Annotated in this window: 14 protein-coding genes; 4 read left to right on the forward strand and 10 right to left on the reverse strand. The window is 73.3% G+C overall.

Annotated elements, in window-relative coordinates; genetic code table 11:
- Positions 1-16: 16 nt before the first annotated feature.
- The 5 genes from ntrX to dusB all read right to left on the reverse strand — a co-directional run bounded on the left by ntrX (position 17) and on the right by dusB (position 7255).
- Positions 17-1432, reverse strand: coding sequence for a nitrogen assimilation response regulator NtrX (gene ntrX, locus BCF33_RS03850; RefSeq protein ID WP_106159578.1), 1416 nt, complete (start codon positions 1430-1432; stop codon positions 17-19).
- Between the two features lie 13 nt (positions 1433-1445).
- Positions 1446-3689, reverse strand: coding sequence for a sensor histidine kinase NtrY-like (locus BCF33_RS03855; protein ID WP_245883708.1), 2244 nt, complete (start codon positions 3687-3689; stop codon positions 1446-1448).
- Between the two features lie 158 nt (positions 3690-3847).
- Positions 3848-5218: a response regulator gene (locus BCF33_RS03860; protein WP_106159580.1), complete on the reverse strand. Its 1371-nt coding sequence runs from the start codon at positions 5216-5218 to the stop codon at positions 3848-3850.
- A gap of 1 nt (position 5219) precedes the next feature.
- Positions 5220-6305 carry a two-component system sensor histidine kinase NtrB gene (locus tag BCF33_RS03865; protein WP_106159581.1) on the reverse strand — a complete coding sequence of 362 codons (1086 nt, stop codon included), beginning with the start codon at positions 6303-6305 and terminating at the stop codon, positions 5220-5222.
- Positions 6302-7255, reverse strand: a complete 954-nt coding sequence (gene dusB, locus BCF33_RS03870; protein ID WP_106159582.1) for a tRNA dihydrouridine synthase DusB — start codon at positions 7253-7255, stop codon at positions 6302-6304. Before dusB ends, BCF33_RS03865 begins: the two co-directional genes overlap by 4 nt.
- Before the next feature lie 137 nt (positions 7256-7392).
- Here dusB and ispD point away from each other — a divergent pair, with 137 nt between their 5' ends.
- The 3 genes from ispD to BCF33_RS03885 are packed head-to-tail and all read left to right on the forward strand — an operon-like array spanning position 7393 to position 9463.
- Positions 7393-8511, forward strand: coding sequence for a 2-C-methyl-D-erythritol 4-phosphate cytidylyltransferase (gene ispD / locus BCF33_RS03875; protein WP_106159583.1), 1119 nt, complete (start codon positions 7393-7395; stop codon positions 8509-8511).
- Positions 8508-9005 carry a phosphatidylglycerophosphatase A family protein gene (locus tag BCF33_RS03880; RefSeq protein ID WP_106159584.1) on the forward strand — a complete coding sequence of 166 codons (498 nt, stop codon included), beginning with the start codon at positions 8508-8510 and terminating at the stop codon, positions 9003-9005. The genes ispD and BCF33_RS03880 overlap by 4 nt, the downstream gene beginning before the upstream one ends.
- A complete protein-coding gene (locus BCF33_RS03885) occupies positions 9002-9463 on the forward strand; it encodes a CinA family protein (protein ID WP_106159585.1) in 462 nt (153 codons plus the stop codon). The genes BCF33_RS03880 and BCF33_RS03885 overlap by 4 nt, the downstream gene beginning before the upstream one ends.
- A 16-nt stretch (positions 9464-9479) precedes the next feature.
- Here the strand turns inward: BCF33_RS03885 and BCF33_RS03890 are convergent, their stop codons facing one another.
- The 4 genes from BCF33_RS03890 to BCF33_RS03905 form a co-directional block, all read right to left on the reverse strand.
- Positions 9480-9950 (reverse strand): type II toxin-antitoxin system RatA family toxin, encoded by a 471-nt coding sequence (locus BCF33_RS03890; protein ID WP_106159586.1) that lies wholly within the window; start codon positions 9948-9950, stop codon positions 9480-9482.
- A 71-nt stretch (positions 9951-10021) separates the two neighbouring features.
- Positions 10022-11164 carry a S1C family serine protease gene (locus tag BCF33_RS03895; protein ID WP_245883709.1) on the reverse strand — a complete coding sequence of 381 codons (1143 nt, stop codon included), beginning with the start codon at positions 11162-11164 and terminating at the stop codon, positions 10022-10024.
- A gap of 41 nt (positions 11165-11205) precedes the next feature.
- The gene (gene lipA / locus BCF33_RS03900; protein WP_106160199.1) at positions 11206-12156 is read right to left on the reverse strand and encodes a lipoyl synthase; all 951 of its coding nucleotides are present in this window, start codon (positions 12154-12156) and stop codon (positions 11206-11208) included.
- 73 nt (positions 12157-12229) lie between these two features.
- Positions 12230-13165: a DUF6456 domain-containing protein gene (locus BCF33_RS03905; protein WP_245883710.1), complete on the reverse strand. Its 936-nt coding sequence runs from the start codon at positions 13163-13165 to the stop codon at positions 12230-12232.
- A 232-nt stretch (positions 13166-13397) separates the two neighbouring features.
- Here BCF33_RS03905 and BCF33_RS03910 point away from each other — a divergent pair, with 232 nt between their 5' ends.
- A complete protein-coding gene (locus tag BCF33_RS03910; RefSeq protein ID WP_106159587.1) occupies positions 13398-13688 on the forward strand; it encodes a DUF6477 family protein in 291 nt (96 codons plus the stop codon).
- A 27-nt stretch (positions 13689-13715) separates the two neighbouring features.
- Here the strand turns inward: BCF33_RS03910 and BCF33_RS03915 are convergent, their stop codons facing one another.
- Positions 13716-15257 carry a trimethylamine methyltransferase family protein gene (locus BCF33_RS03915; protein ID WP_106159588.1) on the reverse strand — a complete coding sequence of 514 codons (1542 nt, stop codon included), beginning with the start codon at positions 15255-15257 and terminating at the stop codon, positions 13716-13718.
- Positions 15258-15330 lie beyond the last annotated feature (73 nt).

Consider the following 15330-nt stretch of genomic DNA (forward strand, 5'->3'; position numbering starts at 1 on the left):
CCCCCTCCCCGTCCTTTCAGGCCGTCGCCCGGAGCTGCTCGTCCACGTGGGCGACGCGCGCGCCGGCGCGGTTGGAGGTCACGACGCCGAGGGACTTGAGCTTGCGGTGGAGGGCCGACCGCTCCATCCCGACGAAGGTCGCGGTGCGCGAGATGTTGCCCCCGAAGCGGTTGATCTGGGTAAGGAGATACTCCCGCTCGAAGAGCTCGCGCGCCTCGCGCAGCGGCATGGTGGCGAGGTTGCCGGCGAGGACGACGCGCCCGTCGTCCGGCTCGGCGGCGCCGCCCTCGCCGGGCAGCTCGCGCGCCTCGATGGGGCCGGTCCCGTCGCCGAGGATGAGAACCCGCTCGACCACGTTGCGGAGCTGGCGGACGTTGCCGGGCCAGAGCATCGTCTGAAGCAGCGCCTCGGCCTCGGCGGACAGCTCGCGCAGGGGCAGGCCCTGCTCGCGGTTGAGGGTCTGGACGAAGTGCCGGGCGAGGACGGGGATGTCCTCGCGCCGCTCCTCGAGGGAGGGCACGGCGAGGGGCACGACGTTCAGCCGGTGGTAGAGCTCGGACCGGAAGGCGCCCTCCTCGACCAGCTTGTCGAGGTCGCGGTTGGTCGAGGAGATCACGCGCAGGTCCACGCGGACCTTCTGGGTGCCGCCCACGCGGGTGAACTGCTGCTCGGTCAGCACGCGCAGGATCTTGCCCTGGGTGCCCAGCGGCATGTCGGCCACCTCGTCGAAGTAGAGCACGCCGCCGTTGGCCTGCTCGAGCAGGCCCTGCTCGACGCCCCCCGCGCCGCCCTCGCGGCCGAAGAGGACCTCCTCCATGCGGTCGGGCTCGACCGAGGCGGAGGAGACGGTGACGAAGGGGGCCGAGGCGCGGGGGCTGTCGGCGTGGATCATGCGTGCCGCGACCTCCTTGCCGACGCCGGCGGGGCCGGTCAGCATGATGCGGCCGTTGGACCTGGTCACCTTCTCGATCTGCGAGGTGAGGGTGCGGAAGGCGGCGGACTCGCCCACCATCTCGACCGCCTGGGCGCCGCCGCGCTTGAGGTCGACGTTCTCGCGGCGCAGGCGCGAGGTCTCCATCGCGCGCTTGATGACCACGGTGAGCTGGTCGATGTTGAACGGCTTCTCGATGAAGTCGTAGGCGCCCTGCTTGATCGCGGCGACCGCGATCTCGACGTTGCCGTGGCCCGAGATGATGATGATCGGGATGTCCGGGTGGCTGCGCTTGACGGACTTGAGGATGTCGATCCCGTCCATCGCGCTGTCCTTCAGCCAGATGTCGAGGATCATCAGCGCGGGCGGCTCCTCCTCGATCTGGGCCATGCATTCGGACGAGGTGCCGGCGAGGCGCGTGGTGTAGCCCTCGTCCTCCAGGATGTCCGAGATAAGCTCGCGGATGTCCTTCTCGTCGTCCGTGATGAGAATGTCGCTCATGGTTCCTGCCTCTCTATACCGCCATTTTTTGTTCTTGGCTGGTGATTTCGCCCGCCCCCTGCAGGACGGGCAGCTCGACGACGGCCTCCGCGCCCCCGCGCTGGCCCGGCCCGAAGGGCCGCGCGTCGCGCAGGGTGAGGGTGCCGCCGTGTTCGGTGACGATCTTCTTGACGATGGGCAGGCCGAGGCCCGTCCCTTCCGATCGCGTCGTGACGTAGGGCTCGAAGAGCTTGGCCCGATCCTCAGGCAGGCCGATCCCGTTGTCGGCGATGCGGATGAGGGCCGTCCGCTCATCCGCTTCGAGGGAGACGCGAATCTGAGGCTTCCAGCCCTCGGGCGCCTCGCCGCTTTCCTTCAACGTCTCCGTGGCTTCGCCGGCGTTCTTCATCAAGTTCGTGAGCGCCTGCCCGATCATGCCTTCGTCCACGTCGGCGCAGACGGCACCGTCCGGCAGGTCGGCCCGGATGGTCACGCCGGGCTGCCCGTTGCGCTGCAGCAGCACGGCGTCCGACAGGAGCGCGACGAGATCGGCCGGCTTGCGCTCGGGCTCGGGCATGCGGGCGAAGCGGGAGAACTCGTCCACGATCCTGCGAAGCCCCTCGGTCTGGCGGACGATCACGTCGGTGTACTGCTCGAGCGCGTCGGCGTCGACGCCCTCCACCCGGGCGAACTTGCGACGGATGCGCTGCGCCGAAAGCTGGATCGGGGTGAGCGGATTCTTGATCTCGTGCGCGATGCGGCGGGCGACGTCGCCCCAGGCGGCGGTGCGCTGCGCGGCGACGAGGTCCGAGACGTCGTCGAAGGCGAGGACGTACCCCTCGAGCGCGCCCTCCTCGCCCCGCCGCTCGGCGAGGCGGACCATCAGCGTCTCCTGCTTGCCGGAGCGCACCAGCCTGACCTCGCCGCCCGCCTGCGGCGCGCCGGCCGCGACCTCGGTCCAAAGCGCGCCGAACTCGGGGATCGCGGCCTCGAGCGGGACGGGGTCGGCGGCGATCTCCAGCAGGCGCTCGGCCGCGCGGTTCACGAAGGTGACGCGGCCCTCCTCGTCCAGGCCGACCACCCCGGACGTGACGGAGGACAGGACGCTGTCGAAGAGGCGGCGCCGACGCTCGACCTGGTCGGTCTGATCGAGGAGCGACTGGCGCTGGCGGTCCAGCTGCCGGGTCATGGTGTTGAACATGCGGCCGAGCATCGCGATCTCGTCGTCGCCCTGCTCCTCGCGCACGCGGGTGGTGAAGTCGCCGGCGCCGACGCGCTGCGCGGCCCCCGCCAGGCGTCCGATCGGGCGCGACAGCGTCTCGGCGAAGCGCATCCCGGCCCAGATCGCCGCGAGGACGAGGACCAGCGCGAACCCCAGGTAGAGGAGGCCGAAGTCGAAGAGCAGCCGTCCGCGCTCCCGCTCGAGCTGTTGGTAGAGGGCGACCTGCTCCTTCGTGTCGTCGAGGAGGCCCAGCAGCTCGCCGTCGACCGCGCGCGAGACCCAGAGCCACCGGTCGGGAAAGGCGTCGAGGCGGGTGAGGGCGCGGAACTCGCCCCCTTCGGGGTCCTCGACGATCGCGACGCCCCCCATGCCGGCATCGCCGAAGGCCGAAGGCGGCGGCGCGTCGTAGTCGAAGAGGTAGGACCGCTCGCCCCGGGCGCGGATCTCGCCCGCGCCGTCGATGACGAAAGCCTCGCGCAGCCCCCGCTGGATCAGGCCCTGGCTCTCCCCCAGGAGGACGCGGAGCGCGCCGTCGTCCGTGCCGATGTCCCTGCGCCGCGCGGCGTCGAGCGCGCCGGCCAGCAGCTCGGCGTCCGCGGCGAGGCCGTCGATCTGCTCGCGCTCGTAGGCCTCGGCCGCCTCGAGCGAGGAGCCGACGACGTTGCGCACGCGGTCCGAGAACCACCCTTCGAGCCCGATGTTGATGATGAGCCCGGCGAAGAGGGCGACGAGGATCGTCGGGACGAGCGCGAGACCCGCGAACATCGCCGTCAGCCGCAGCAGCAGCCGCGAGCCGGCCGAACGGGCGCGACGGGCGGCGAGGGACTGCACGATCCGCGCGAGCACGAGGCCGGCGACGAGCAGGATGTACACCATGTCGAAGAGCAGGACGACCCGCAGCGCGGTTCCGTCGGCGAACGGGCCGAGGACCCCGATCGTGGCGATGGCGAGGATCGGGCCGGCGGCGATCAGCGCGAGGGCGGACCCGCCCCCGATCAGCCGGGCACGCCGGAGACGGGACGCAAGGTCCCACGTCGCGCCCTGCCCTGTCGCCAAGCCCCGGCTGCCCACCGATGACCCCCCGCCCATTAGGAGCCGCACGATCCCAAGGGATGCCCGTCCGGTCCTGCCCAGTGCCATGCGTCGTCTTTTCAGGGGCTTATCGACCGAAGTTACGTCGAATGCGCCCCTGTCGCAACGCTTCTGTGCCTTGCTTACGACAGCTTGCGCCGTCTTGTCACCGAAATTTTCAAATCCACGATCTTCTTTCGGAGCGTGTTCCGGTTGATTCCCATCAGGTCGGCGGCGCGCGCCTGATTGCCGCCCGTCGCGTAGAGGCAGATCTCGATCAGGGGGCGCTCGACCTCGTCTATGATGCGCCGGTGGAGGCCGGCGGGCGGCAGCTCGCCTGCGTGGAGGTCGAAGTATCGGCGCAGGTGGCGCGCGACCGAGGCCGAAAGGCGTTCCTCCTCGGCGTGGGTCTGGGCGGGTTCGGGCCGGGGCTGGCTGCCGAGGACGGCGGCCACCTCCGTGTCGGCGATCAGGGGCTCGGTCCCGGTCGCGGCGAGGCGGCGGACCGTGTTCTCGAGCTGGCGGACGTTGCCGGGCCACGTGAAGGCGCGGATCGCCTCGCGCGCGCCGTCCGAGAGGGCGCGCTGGGGCATCCCCTCGCGCTCGGCCCGAAGGAGGAAGTGCTCGGCCAGGAGGGGGATGTCCTCGACCCGGTCGCGCAAGGGCGGCAGGTCGATCACGACGCCGCCAAGCCGGTAGAACAGGTCCTGCCGGAAGCCGCCCGCCTCCATCAAGGCGTTCAGGTCCGTCTGGGTCGTCGCGATGGCGCGGGGCGCGGGATCGGGCAGCGCGTCCAGGAGGCGGACCAGCTTGGCCTGGGCGCCGGGCGGGAAGTCGCCGACCTCCTCCAGCGCGAGGGTGCCGCCGCGGGCGCGGGCCAGCAGCGCCGCCGGGCCGTCGGCCCCTTCGAGGTCGGCGCCCGAGACGGGGACGTAGGGCTGCGTGCGGCGGTCGGAGAGGTCGTGGATCGCCCGGGCGGCGAGGGACTTGCCGGTCCCGCTCTCGCCGGTGACGAGGATCGGCAGCTCGCTGTTCACGACCCGCGCCACGAGGCGGTAGATCGCCTGCATCACCGGCGCCCGCCCGACCAGCGGCAGCTCGTCCTCCGCGCCGGGGGGCGGAGGGGCGGCCGTGGCGGCGCGGGGCGCCCCGTCGCGCGCGAGCGCCTTCGCGCTGCGCTTCATCAGGTCGGGCAGGTCGAAGGGCTTGGGAAGGTAGTCGTAGGCCTCGGCCTCGGCCGCCTGGATGGCCGTCATGATCGTGTTCTGCGCCGAGATCACGATCACCGGCAGGCCGGGGCGCTGGCCCGATATGGCCGGTATCATCTCCAGCCCGTTCCCGTCGGGCATCATCACGTCGGTGATGACCAGATCGCCCTTCCCCTCGCCCACCCAGCGCATCAGCGTCGTCAGCGACGAGGTCGCGTGCACCCGGCACCCCGCGCGCGTCAGCGCCTGGGTCAGCACCGTGCGGATGGTGCGGTCGTCGTCCGCGACGAGAACGGTTCCGTCCATGCTATTCCTCCTCGGCGATGGGAAGCGACAGGCGGAAGGCCGTGCGCCCCGGCCCGCTGCGCGCCGCGACGAGGCCCCCGTGGTCCCCGACGATGCGGGCGGCGAGCGCGAGGCCGAGGCCGGTCCCGTTTTCGCGCCCCGAGACGAAGGGCTCGAACACGTGCTCGGCGATGTGCGGTGGCAGGCCCGGGCCGTCGTCGATCACCTCGATCTGCAGGGGCACGGGGCGTGGCACACCGTCGGGGCCGCGCCGCCGCAGGCCGCCCTCGTAGAAGGTCCGCAGGGTGATCGTGCCCTGCGGACGGGCGGCCGCGGGGGGCTGCGCCTCGGCCGCGTTCTTCATCAGGTTCAGGAGGACCTGCACCATCTGGTCGGGGTCCGCGGACGTCCGGGGGAGCGAGGGGTCGTAGTCCTCGCGAAAGCGCATGTGCGCGGCATGCCCCAGCGCGGCCGAGCGGCGCGCGCGGTCCAGCAGGTCGTGCAGGTTCACCGCGACCGGACGCGGGGGCGGCGTCGCGCCGAATGCCTCGACCCGCTCGAGCAGGGTCGAGACGCGGCGCGTCTCGGCGACGATGAGGTCGGTCATCTCGCGGTCGCCCCCCGAAAGGTTCATCGACAGCAGCTGCGCCGCCCCGGAGATGCCGGCGAGCGGGTTCTTAATCTCGTGCGCGAGCATCTGCGCCATGCCGATCGCCCCCTTCGCGGCCCCCTCCTGCCCCGCGCCATGGCCGACCTGCCCCGGAACGTGGCCGGACGCGTCGCGCGGCGTCAGCAGGAGAAGGGCGCCCGCCCCGAGCGACGCGACGCGGACGTCGCAGCGCGCGGGCCCGCGCCGGGGCACGGACACGGAGACCTCGGAGAGGACGACCTCGGCCTGCCCGTGCGAGGCGCGCGCGATGGCGGCGACGACGTCCCCCTCCCCCACGAGGCGGGCCAGCGGCGTTCCGGCGAGGGCGCGCGCCGAGAGGGTCAGGAACGCCTCGGCTGCGGGGTTGGCGTGGCGGATCGTCCCGTCCAGCGTGACGAGGAAGGCCGGCGCCGGCAGCGCGTCCCAAAGGGCGCCGTCGTCGCGCCAGGGCGCGCTCACGCGGCGAGGTCCGAGGACAGCGCGCCCGGAAGGAGCGCCCGCACGGCGGCCGGGTCCGGCGCGGTCAGCACCGCGCGGCGCAGCGCCAAGGGCGTTCCGGCCCGGTCCATCGCCCAGCCCAGGTGCTTTCGGGCGACCCGGTGGCCCAGCGCGGCGCCGTAGAAGGCGAGGATCGCCTCGTAATGCTCTGAGGTGACGGAGAAAGCGTCGAAGCGGGGCGGCGCGTGCCCCGCCAGCCCCGCTTCGATCGCCGCCGGCATCCAGGGGGCGCCCTGCGCGCCGCGCCCCACCATCACCGCCGCCGCGCCCGAGCGGCGCAGCGCCTCGCCCGCGGCGGCGGCGTCGATCACGTCGCCATTGGCGATCACGGGAACGGAGACGGCGCGGACCACCCCGGCGATGGCATCCCAGTCGGCGGTCCCACGGTAGAACTGGCAGCGGGTGCGCCCGTGCACGGCGATGGCCTGCGCGCCCGCCGCCTCGGCCCGCCGGGCGAGCGCGGGGGCGTTGAGCTGCCGCTCGTCCCAGCCGAGGCGCATCTTCACGGTGACGGGCACGTCCACCGCCCCGACCACCGCCTCGACGAGGCGGAGGGCGCGATCCGGCTCGCGCATGAGGGCGCTGCCGGACGCGCCGCCGGTGACCTTCTTGGCCGGGCAGCCCATGTTGATGTCCACGATCCGCGCGCCCATCCCGGCGACGGCGCGCGCGGCCTCCGCCATGGGCCCCGGCTCGCGTCCGGCAAGCTGCACGGCGCCGCCCTCTGCCTCGAGCTCGGCCTTCTCGCGGGTGCCGGGGCGGCGGGTCAGGAACTCGCCCGAGGCGATCATCTCGGACGTGGTGAGCGCGACGCCGAACCGGCGGACGAGGCGGCGGAACGGCAGGTCGGTGATCCCCGCCATGGGGGCCAGCAGCACCCTGCCCTTCAACTCGACCGATCCGATCCTCATGGCCACCCTTTCTCGTCGCGCCGCGGCCGCCCGCAAGATCGACGCGGCCGGAGAGGCGCCCATTTCGACGCCTTCGCACAAAGAACAGGCATGGGCGAGCGATTGCCACCGGCGGGGGCCGCGTCTAACCCGCGCACATGGAGGCCTGGGCCGTCATCGTAGCCGCCGGACGCGGCACCCGCATCGGTGGCGAGCCGAAGCAGTGGCGCATGGTGGGCGGCCGCACCGTGCTGGAGCGCGCGGTCGAGGCGTTCGAGGATCATCCGGGGATCGCGGGCGTGGTCGTCGTGCTGCATCCCGACGACGCCCCCCTGCCCGGCCGGCGCTGCGTCCCCGGCGGCGCGACGCGGGCGCTGTCGGTCCGCGCGGGCCTCGACGCGCTGCCGGAGACCGCGGAGGCGGTTCTGGTGCATGACGGCGCGCGGCCGCTGGTGTCGGCCGAGCTGATCGCGCGGGTGATCGACGGCGTGCGCGGCGCCGGCGCGGCCGCCCCCGCCCTGCCCGTGACGGATGCCCTCTGGCGCGGAGGCGCCGTGGTGGCGGAGGCGGTGCCGCGGAACGACCTCTGGCGGGCGCAGACGCCGCAGGGATTCCGGCTGACGCTCCTGCGGGGGGGGCATGCGGGCGCCGACGGGACCGAGGCCGACGACGTGGAGGTGGTCCGCAAGGCCGGCGCCGAGGTCGCGATCGTTCCCGGCGACGAGGAGAACCTGAAGATCACCCATCCCGAGGACTTCACCCGAGCGGAGGCCGTCCTGCGCGCCCGCGCGCCCGGCCCGGACGTCCGCATGGGAACGGGCTTCGACGTGCACGCCTTCGGCGGGCCGGGACCGGTCGTCCTCTGCGGGGTAGAGGTCGAGCATCCGAAAGGGCTGAAGGGCCATTCGGACGCCGACGTGGGGCTGCACACGCTGGCCGACGCGATCTACGGTGCGCTGGCCGAGGGCGACATCGGCCGCCACTTCCCGCCGAGCGACCCGCGCTGGAAGGGGGAGCCGTCGGAGACCTTCCTGTCCCATGCCGCGGGGCTGGCGCGGAGGCGGGGCTACGGCATCTCGAACCTCGACCTGACGCTGATCTGCGAGGCCCCGAAGATCGGCCCCCATGCCGAGGCCATGCGCGGGCAGGTCGCGCGCATCGCGGGGCTGGAGGTCGGGCGCGTGTCCGTGAAGGCGACCACGACCGAGCGGCTGGGCTTCGCCGGTCGCGCCGAGGGGATCGCCGCGCAGGCCGCCGCGACCTTGGTGCGCGCGTGAGCCCGGCCGGGGCGGTCGCCACCGTCGGCGGGATCGGCCTCTTGCGTCCGGCGCCGGGGACTTGGGGATCGCTCGCCGCGCTGCCGCTGGCATGGGGCGTGCTGACGCTCGGCGGACCCTGGGCGCTGTTGCTGGGGATCGGGCTGGCCGCGGGCGCGGGCGTCTGGGCGATCGAACGCTACCAGCGGGAGACGGGCGCCCACGACCCGAAGGAGGCGGTGATCGACGAGGTGGCGGGCCAGTGGATCGCGCTGCTTCCCGTCGCGTTCGGGGCGGCCCGCGCGGGGGCCGACCTGCTGGCGCTCTGGCCCGGCTGGGTGGCGGCCTTCGTCCTCTTCCGTCTCTTCGACATCTGGAAGCCCGGCCCCGTCGGCTGGGCGGACCGGAAGGGCACGGCCTCCTCGGTGATGCTCGACGACCTGATTGCGGGGGGCTTCGCCGCGCTGGGCGTGGCGGCGCTGGCGGCGCTGGCGCATCTGGTCCTGCTGGCATGACGGCGGCGGACCTTCTGGGCGCCCTGCGCGAAGCCGGCGCCACCCTCGCCACCGCCGAGAGTTGCACGGGCGGCCTGCTCGCCGGGGCGCTGACCGAGGTGGCGGGCGCGTCCGAAGTGTTCGGCTGGGGCGTCGTGACCTATTCCAATGAGGCCAAGGCCGACCTTCTGGGCGTCTCGCGCGCGACGCTCGGGGCGCATGGCGCGGTGTCGGAGCCGGTCGCGCGCGAGATGGCGCGCGGCGCGAGGGACCGTTCGGGCGCGACGCTGGCGGCCGCGGTCACGGGGATCGCCGGGCCGGGCGGCTCAGGCGCGAAGCCCGAGGGCCGGGTATGCTTCGCCGTGAGCGGCCCGGACGGGACCCGCGCCGAGACGGTTGAGTTCGGGGCGCTGGGACGGGGCGCGGTCCGCGCCGCATCCGTCGCCCATGCGATGAGGATGGTCGCCGACGCCCTCTAGCCGGCGCCTGCCCGGATCAGGCCGGGTTCCCCTTCGGCGCGTGCAGCTCGGCCGCGCGACGCTCGAACGCGCGGACGATGCGCTGCATGGCGTCCTGGAAGAACATGTTGGCGGCGCCCTGCAGAAGGCGCGACTTGAACTCGAAGTCGACCTCGAACTCGATCTCGCAGCAGTCCGGGTCGCTCTCGACGTCGTGGAACCGCCAGGTCGAGTCCATCTGCCGGAACGGACCCTCGACATAGCTCGTCTCGATCACGCGTTCCCCCGGGCGCAGCACCACGCGCGAGCCGAACCGTTCGCGGAAGACCTTGAAGGAGATCACGAGGTCCGCGAGCATCACGAGGTGGTCGCCCTCCTCCTCGACCGAGCGGACGCGGGCCGCGGCGATCCAGGGCAGGAACGCCGGGTAGGAGGAGACGTCCGCGACGAGGTCGTACATCTGCTGCGGCGTGTAGGGCAGCGTCCGGCGTTCGTGGTGGTGCGGCATGGCCCCTTTCCCTTCGGTTGTCTCGCTCCGCCATCTCGGGGCGAAAGCCGTCCCCGTCAAATCGTCGTCCTTCAGGTTCCCGCGGCGAGGGTGACGGCGACCTCCCGGCGGCCGCCCGGGCCGTCGAGGAGGAGGACCACCTCCTCCCCCGGGCGGCGGTCGTCAAGCGCGGCGAGGAGGTCGGGCGCGTGAGCCACCTCCTCGCCGTCCACGGCGAGGATGCGCGTGCCGATCCGCAGGCCCCCGTCGGGCGTCGTCTCGGCCGGGACGAGGCCCGCGGCCTCGGCTGGGCCCCCGGGCGCAAGCCCGAGGACGAGCGTTCCGGTCAGGCCCCGGCGGGCGGCCATCGCGTCGACGCGCGGGTCCACCTCGACCCCGATGACGGGGGGGATGTAGCGGCCCGTCTCGACGATCTGCGGCACCACCCGGTTCACCGTGTCCGCCGGAACGGCGAAGCCGATCCCGGCCGATGCGCCCGAGGGGCTGTAGATCGCGGTGTTCACCCCGATGACCCGCCCCGCGCTGTCGAGCAGGGGCCCACCCGAGTTGCCCGGATTGATGGCCGCGTCGGTCTGCACGAGGCCGCGGATCAAGACGCCCTCGCCCGGCAGCTCGCGGTCCAGGGCCGAGACGATGCCCGTCGTCAAGGTGAAGTCCAGGCCGAACGGGTTGCCGATCGCGAACACCCGCTGGCCCACGCGCAGGTCCGCGCTGGTGCCCAGCGGCAGGGGATCGGGCAGGCCCGCCGCGGGCGCGATGCGCAGGACGGCGAGGTCGTGGCGCCGGTCGCGGCCGACGAGGCGGGCGTCGAAGGTCCGCCCGTCGGCAAGCCGCACGTTGGCCCGCGCCGCGCCGTCGAGGACGTGCGCGTTGGTGACGACGTGGCCGCGGTCGTCCCAGATGAAGCCGGTGCCGGTCCCGCGCGGCACCTCGACCCCGCCGCCCCAGGCCGAGCCGGCCGCGCCGGTGGTCGAGATGAAGACGGTGCCGTCCTGCGCCGCCTCGAAGAGCGCTATGTTCGCCGCTTCCTCCTCCGCGAGGTCGCCACGGGCCTCGACGATCCTGGGAACGCCGGGCGGGCCGTCGATCCAAACCTCGATCGCGGGCGCCAGGCGCCAGGCCAGCACCGCCCCGAAGGCCAGGGCGAAGGCTAGGAGCGCTGGCGCGAGCGCCCTCGCCACGAGGGCCGTCCGGTCGTTCTGGTGCTCTTCCACCAATCCGCAACGCGTTCGCGCGGCTTCGGTTCGCCCCGGGGTCAGGCCAGCGCCCTCTCCCGTGCGGCGCGAAGGCGGGCGAAGTCGTCGCCGGCGTGGTAGCTCGACCGCGTGAGGGGGGTGGCGGAGACCATGAGGAACCCCTTGCCCCAGGCCGCGCGCTCGTAGCTCGCGAACTCGTCGGGGGTGACGTAGCGATCGACGGCGTGGTGCTTGGGCGTCGGCTGGAGGTATTGACCGATGGTCAGGAAGTCGATGTCGGCGGCGCGCATGTCGTCCATGACCTGCAGCACCGCCTGCCGGTCCTCGCCCAGGCCGACCATGATGCCGGACTTGGTGAAGATGGAAGGGTCCATCTCCTTCGCCCGCTGCAGCAGCCGGAGGGAGTGGAAGTAGCGCGCGCCGGGCCGCACCTCGGGGTAGAGGCCCGGGACCGTCTCGAGGTTGTGGTTGAAGACGTCCGGCCGCGCCTCGACGACGACCTCCAGGACGGACGGGTCGCAGCGCAGGAAGTCGGGGGTCAGGATCTCGATCGTCGTGCCGGGCGAGCGGTGCCGGATCGCGCGGATGGTGCGGGCGAAGTGCTCGGCCCCGCCGTCCCCGACGTCGTCGCGATCGACGGAGGTGACGACGACATGCGCGAGGCCGAGCTTCGAGACCGCGTCGGCCACGCGCCCCGGCTCGAACGCGTCGAGCGGCTCGGGCGGCTTGCCGGTGGCGACGTTGCAGAAGGTGCAGGCGCGGGTGCAGACCTCGCCCATGATCATCATGGTCGCGTGGCCCTGGGACCAGCACTCGCCCACGTTGGGGCAGCCGGCCTCCTCGCAGACGGTGGTCAGGCGATGCTCGCGCATGATGGCGGCCGTCTCGCGGTAGCCTTCGGAGACGGGCGCCTTCACGCGGATCCAGTCGGGCTTCTTCAGCCGGGGCGCGTCGGGGCGGCGCTGCTTCTCGGGATGGCGCTCGGCGCGGATCGACAGGTCGCGTGGCATGGCCCCCACATAGACGCGGCGCCGCCCGGTGTCCAAGCCCCGGCGCGCATGGCGGCCTTGCGCCGCGGACGCGCTATCGGGCAGCGACCCGCGCGCCGCCGTAATGCCGGGCGAGGCGCTGCAGCGCGATCCGAAGCACGATCTTGCCGGAGCGGGCCGACCAGCCGAGGCGCCGTTCGGTCCGTTCTATGCCCTCGCCGAGGCAGCATGTCCTGAGCGCGACCTCCGCCAAGCCGTCGCCCAGGTCGGCGAGGGCCGCGCCAAGGGGCGTGGCGGCGCCGAGGCGCATGGCGCGGGCGACCCCCTCCTCCGGCGGCAGCACGGAGAGGCCGGCGGCGACGAAGTCCTCGGCCATGCGCTCGGCGGCGGCGGTGAGCGGGGCGTCGAGGAACCGGCGGCCCGTGGCGTCACGGCGACGCGCGAGGATCCGCAGCGGCGTCTCGGCGCCCGCGGATCGGGGTGCGGCCTCGAAGACGGCAGGGGCCTCGGCCATGCCGCCGGGCGGGCGGCCCAGGACGGCGCGCCCCGCCGGCGCCAGCGCATAGCGCGAGACGCGGCGGCTCGCCCCGTCCTCGCGCCGCTCGATCCAGCCGCGCAGGGCCAGCGCACGGGCGACGGGGCGCTCGACGACCGCGGTGCGCTGCGTGCGCCCCGCGCCGTCGGTCCGCACGATCACCGCCTTGTCCATCTGATCGGCCACGGCGAGGACCGCGCCCGGCGCGTCGAGCGCGTCGAGAAGGGCGAGGGCGCCGCCCTCGGGCGCGGCGTCCAGCTCCCCCGGGCGGCCGTCGCCGAGCGCGCCGAGCGCCTCGTCGACCAGCGGGTCCTCGCGCCGCGCCTCGAAGCGGCGGATCTGGCGTAGGACCGTCGAGGCATGCTGCCCCAGGTCGCGCGCGATGGCGCGGATCGGCCGCCCGGTCTCGACATGGAGGAGGTAGGCACGGACCCCCTCGTCCAGCCAATCGGGAAGCTCCGCCCGCACCGCGCCGCCATCCATCGTTCCGTCCATGCTCACGCCCCTCGATGCCTAGGACGCGCCCGCCTGTGCCGCGAGCGCAGAGTCAGAATCCGCGCGGAGGACTGGAGAAGGGCCAACGTACCCGCCGCCAATCCACCGTGCGGACGGGTTGTAGTCCTGAAGTGGTAAACAATGTCTTGACGCACCGTACGCACCGGCGCGCTTCGGCAACGCCCCGCCCGGCCGGCTTATCCTGCCCCCTCGACGGGACAGGAGGACCGAGATGATCGACCTGCACACGCGGTTGCAGATGCTGGAGCGGCCCGCGCTCCTCGTGCGGACGGCGCGCCATGGGCTGGAACGCTACCGCCGCCCCCGCGACCTGCGGCGCGCCCTTCGCCAGCGCGGCGAGCCGCTGCCCGGGCCTGCCGCCGCCGTGATGGCGCTGCTGGAGCGCGAGAAGGGCCTCGAACGGGCGCGCGTCGCAGGCGATCCTCGCTATACCCACGCGCGCCATATCGAGGTGCTGATCGCCCTGATGGGCGAGTCCCGGCTGCTGAGGACGCCCGCCTGACGCCGGGGCGGGGCTCTAATCGAGGCCTCAGTACGCCATGTCCGGCTCGGCGGCCTTCCGGCGGGCCACGAAGTCGCCGAGCGCTTCGTTCACGGCCGGGTCGAGGGGCGGCGCCTCGTGGGAGGCGAGCAGCTTCTCGACCCGCAGGGCGGCGAGCGCGCGGGTATCGCGCGAGCCCTCCTCCTCCCAGCTCTCGAAGGGCTTGTAGTCGAGGAGGCGCGTCTTCCAGAAGGCGTCCTTGAAATGCGCCCGGGTGTGCGCGCAGCCGAGGTAGTGCCCGCCGGGCCCGACCTCTCGGATGGCGTCGAGGGCGTCCGGATCGGCGCGCACCCCTTCGGCCAGCCGCTGGATCACGCCGAGCTGGTCGGCGTCCATCACGAACTTCTCCTTCGAGGCGACGAGGCCCCCCTCCAGCCAGCCGCAGGAGTGGAGCATGAAGTTCACGCCCCCCGTCAGCGCCGCGTGCAGCGTGTTGGCCGATTCGTACGCCGCCTGCGCGTCGGGAAGCTTGGCACCCGTCAGCGCGCCGCCGGACCGGAACGGAAGCTTCATCCGCCGCGCGAGCTGCCCCGCCCCCCACAGGACCTGCGAGGCCTCGGGCGTGCCGAAGGTCGGCGCGCCGCTGTTCATGTCGATGGACGTGACGAAGGTGCCGAAGACGACCGGCGCCCCCGGCTTCACGAGCTGCGAGTAGGCGACGGCGGCCATCACTTCGGCCAGCACCTGCGTCAGCGTGCCGACGACCGAGACGGGCGCCATGGCGCCGCCGACGATGAAGGGGGACAGGATGCAGGCCTGGCCCGCCTCGGCGTATACCTCGAGGGCGGAGATCATCGTTGCGTCGCAGGTCAGGGGCGAGTTGATGTTGACGAGCGACGTCATCGCCGCGCGCCCCGCGAGCCCGCCCTGATCGGCGAAGAGAAGCTCGCACATCTGGACCGAATCGCGGGCGCGCGCGGGGTCGGTGACCGATCCCATGAACGGCTTGTCCGTCAGCGTCATGTGCGCGTGGAGCATGTCGAGGTGGCGCTTGTTGACCGCCACGTCCGTCGGCTCGCACACGGTGCCGCCCGAATGGTGCAGCCACTGCGACTGGTGGCCCAGCTTCACGAAGTCCCGGAAGTCCTCGATCGTGCCGTAGCGGCGCCCCTTCGCGTCGCGCACGAAGGGCGGGCCGTAGACGGGCGCGAACACCATCCGGTCCCCGCCGATCATGACGTTCCGCGCCGGGTTGCGGGCGATCTGCTCGTACTCCTCGGGGGCGGTGGCGCAGAGCGTGCGGGCGAGGCCCTTCGGCAGGTGGACCCGCTCGCCCACCACGTCCGCCCCCGCCGCGCGCCAGCGGTCCAGGGCCGCCGGGTTGTCCGAGAATACGACGCCGATCTCCTCCAGCACCGTCTCCGCGCCCGCCTCGACCACGTCGAGCAGCTCGGGCGAGAGGGCGTCGATCGTGGGCAGGCGCCGCTCGGCGAAGCGGGCGAACTCGACCCGTTCGGTGCCCCTCTCGGCCCGGCGGGCCGCGCCGCCGCCGCCCCTGCGCCCCCTGCGCGCCGCTCCGCCGTCCGCCATGATGCGCCCTCCTCCCCCGGATGTGCCTTGCGGACGGTCTAGCGCGCCGGGCGCCCCCCTCCGGCGGCGAAGG

The sequence above is a fragment of the Hasllibacter halocynthiae genome (assembly GCF_003003095.1).
GTDB classification, from domain to species: domain Bacteria; phylum Pseudomonadota; class Alphaproteobacteria; order Rhodobacterales; family Rhodobacteraceae; genus Hasllibacter; species Hasllibacter halocynthiae.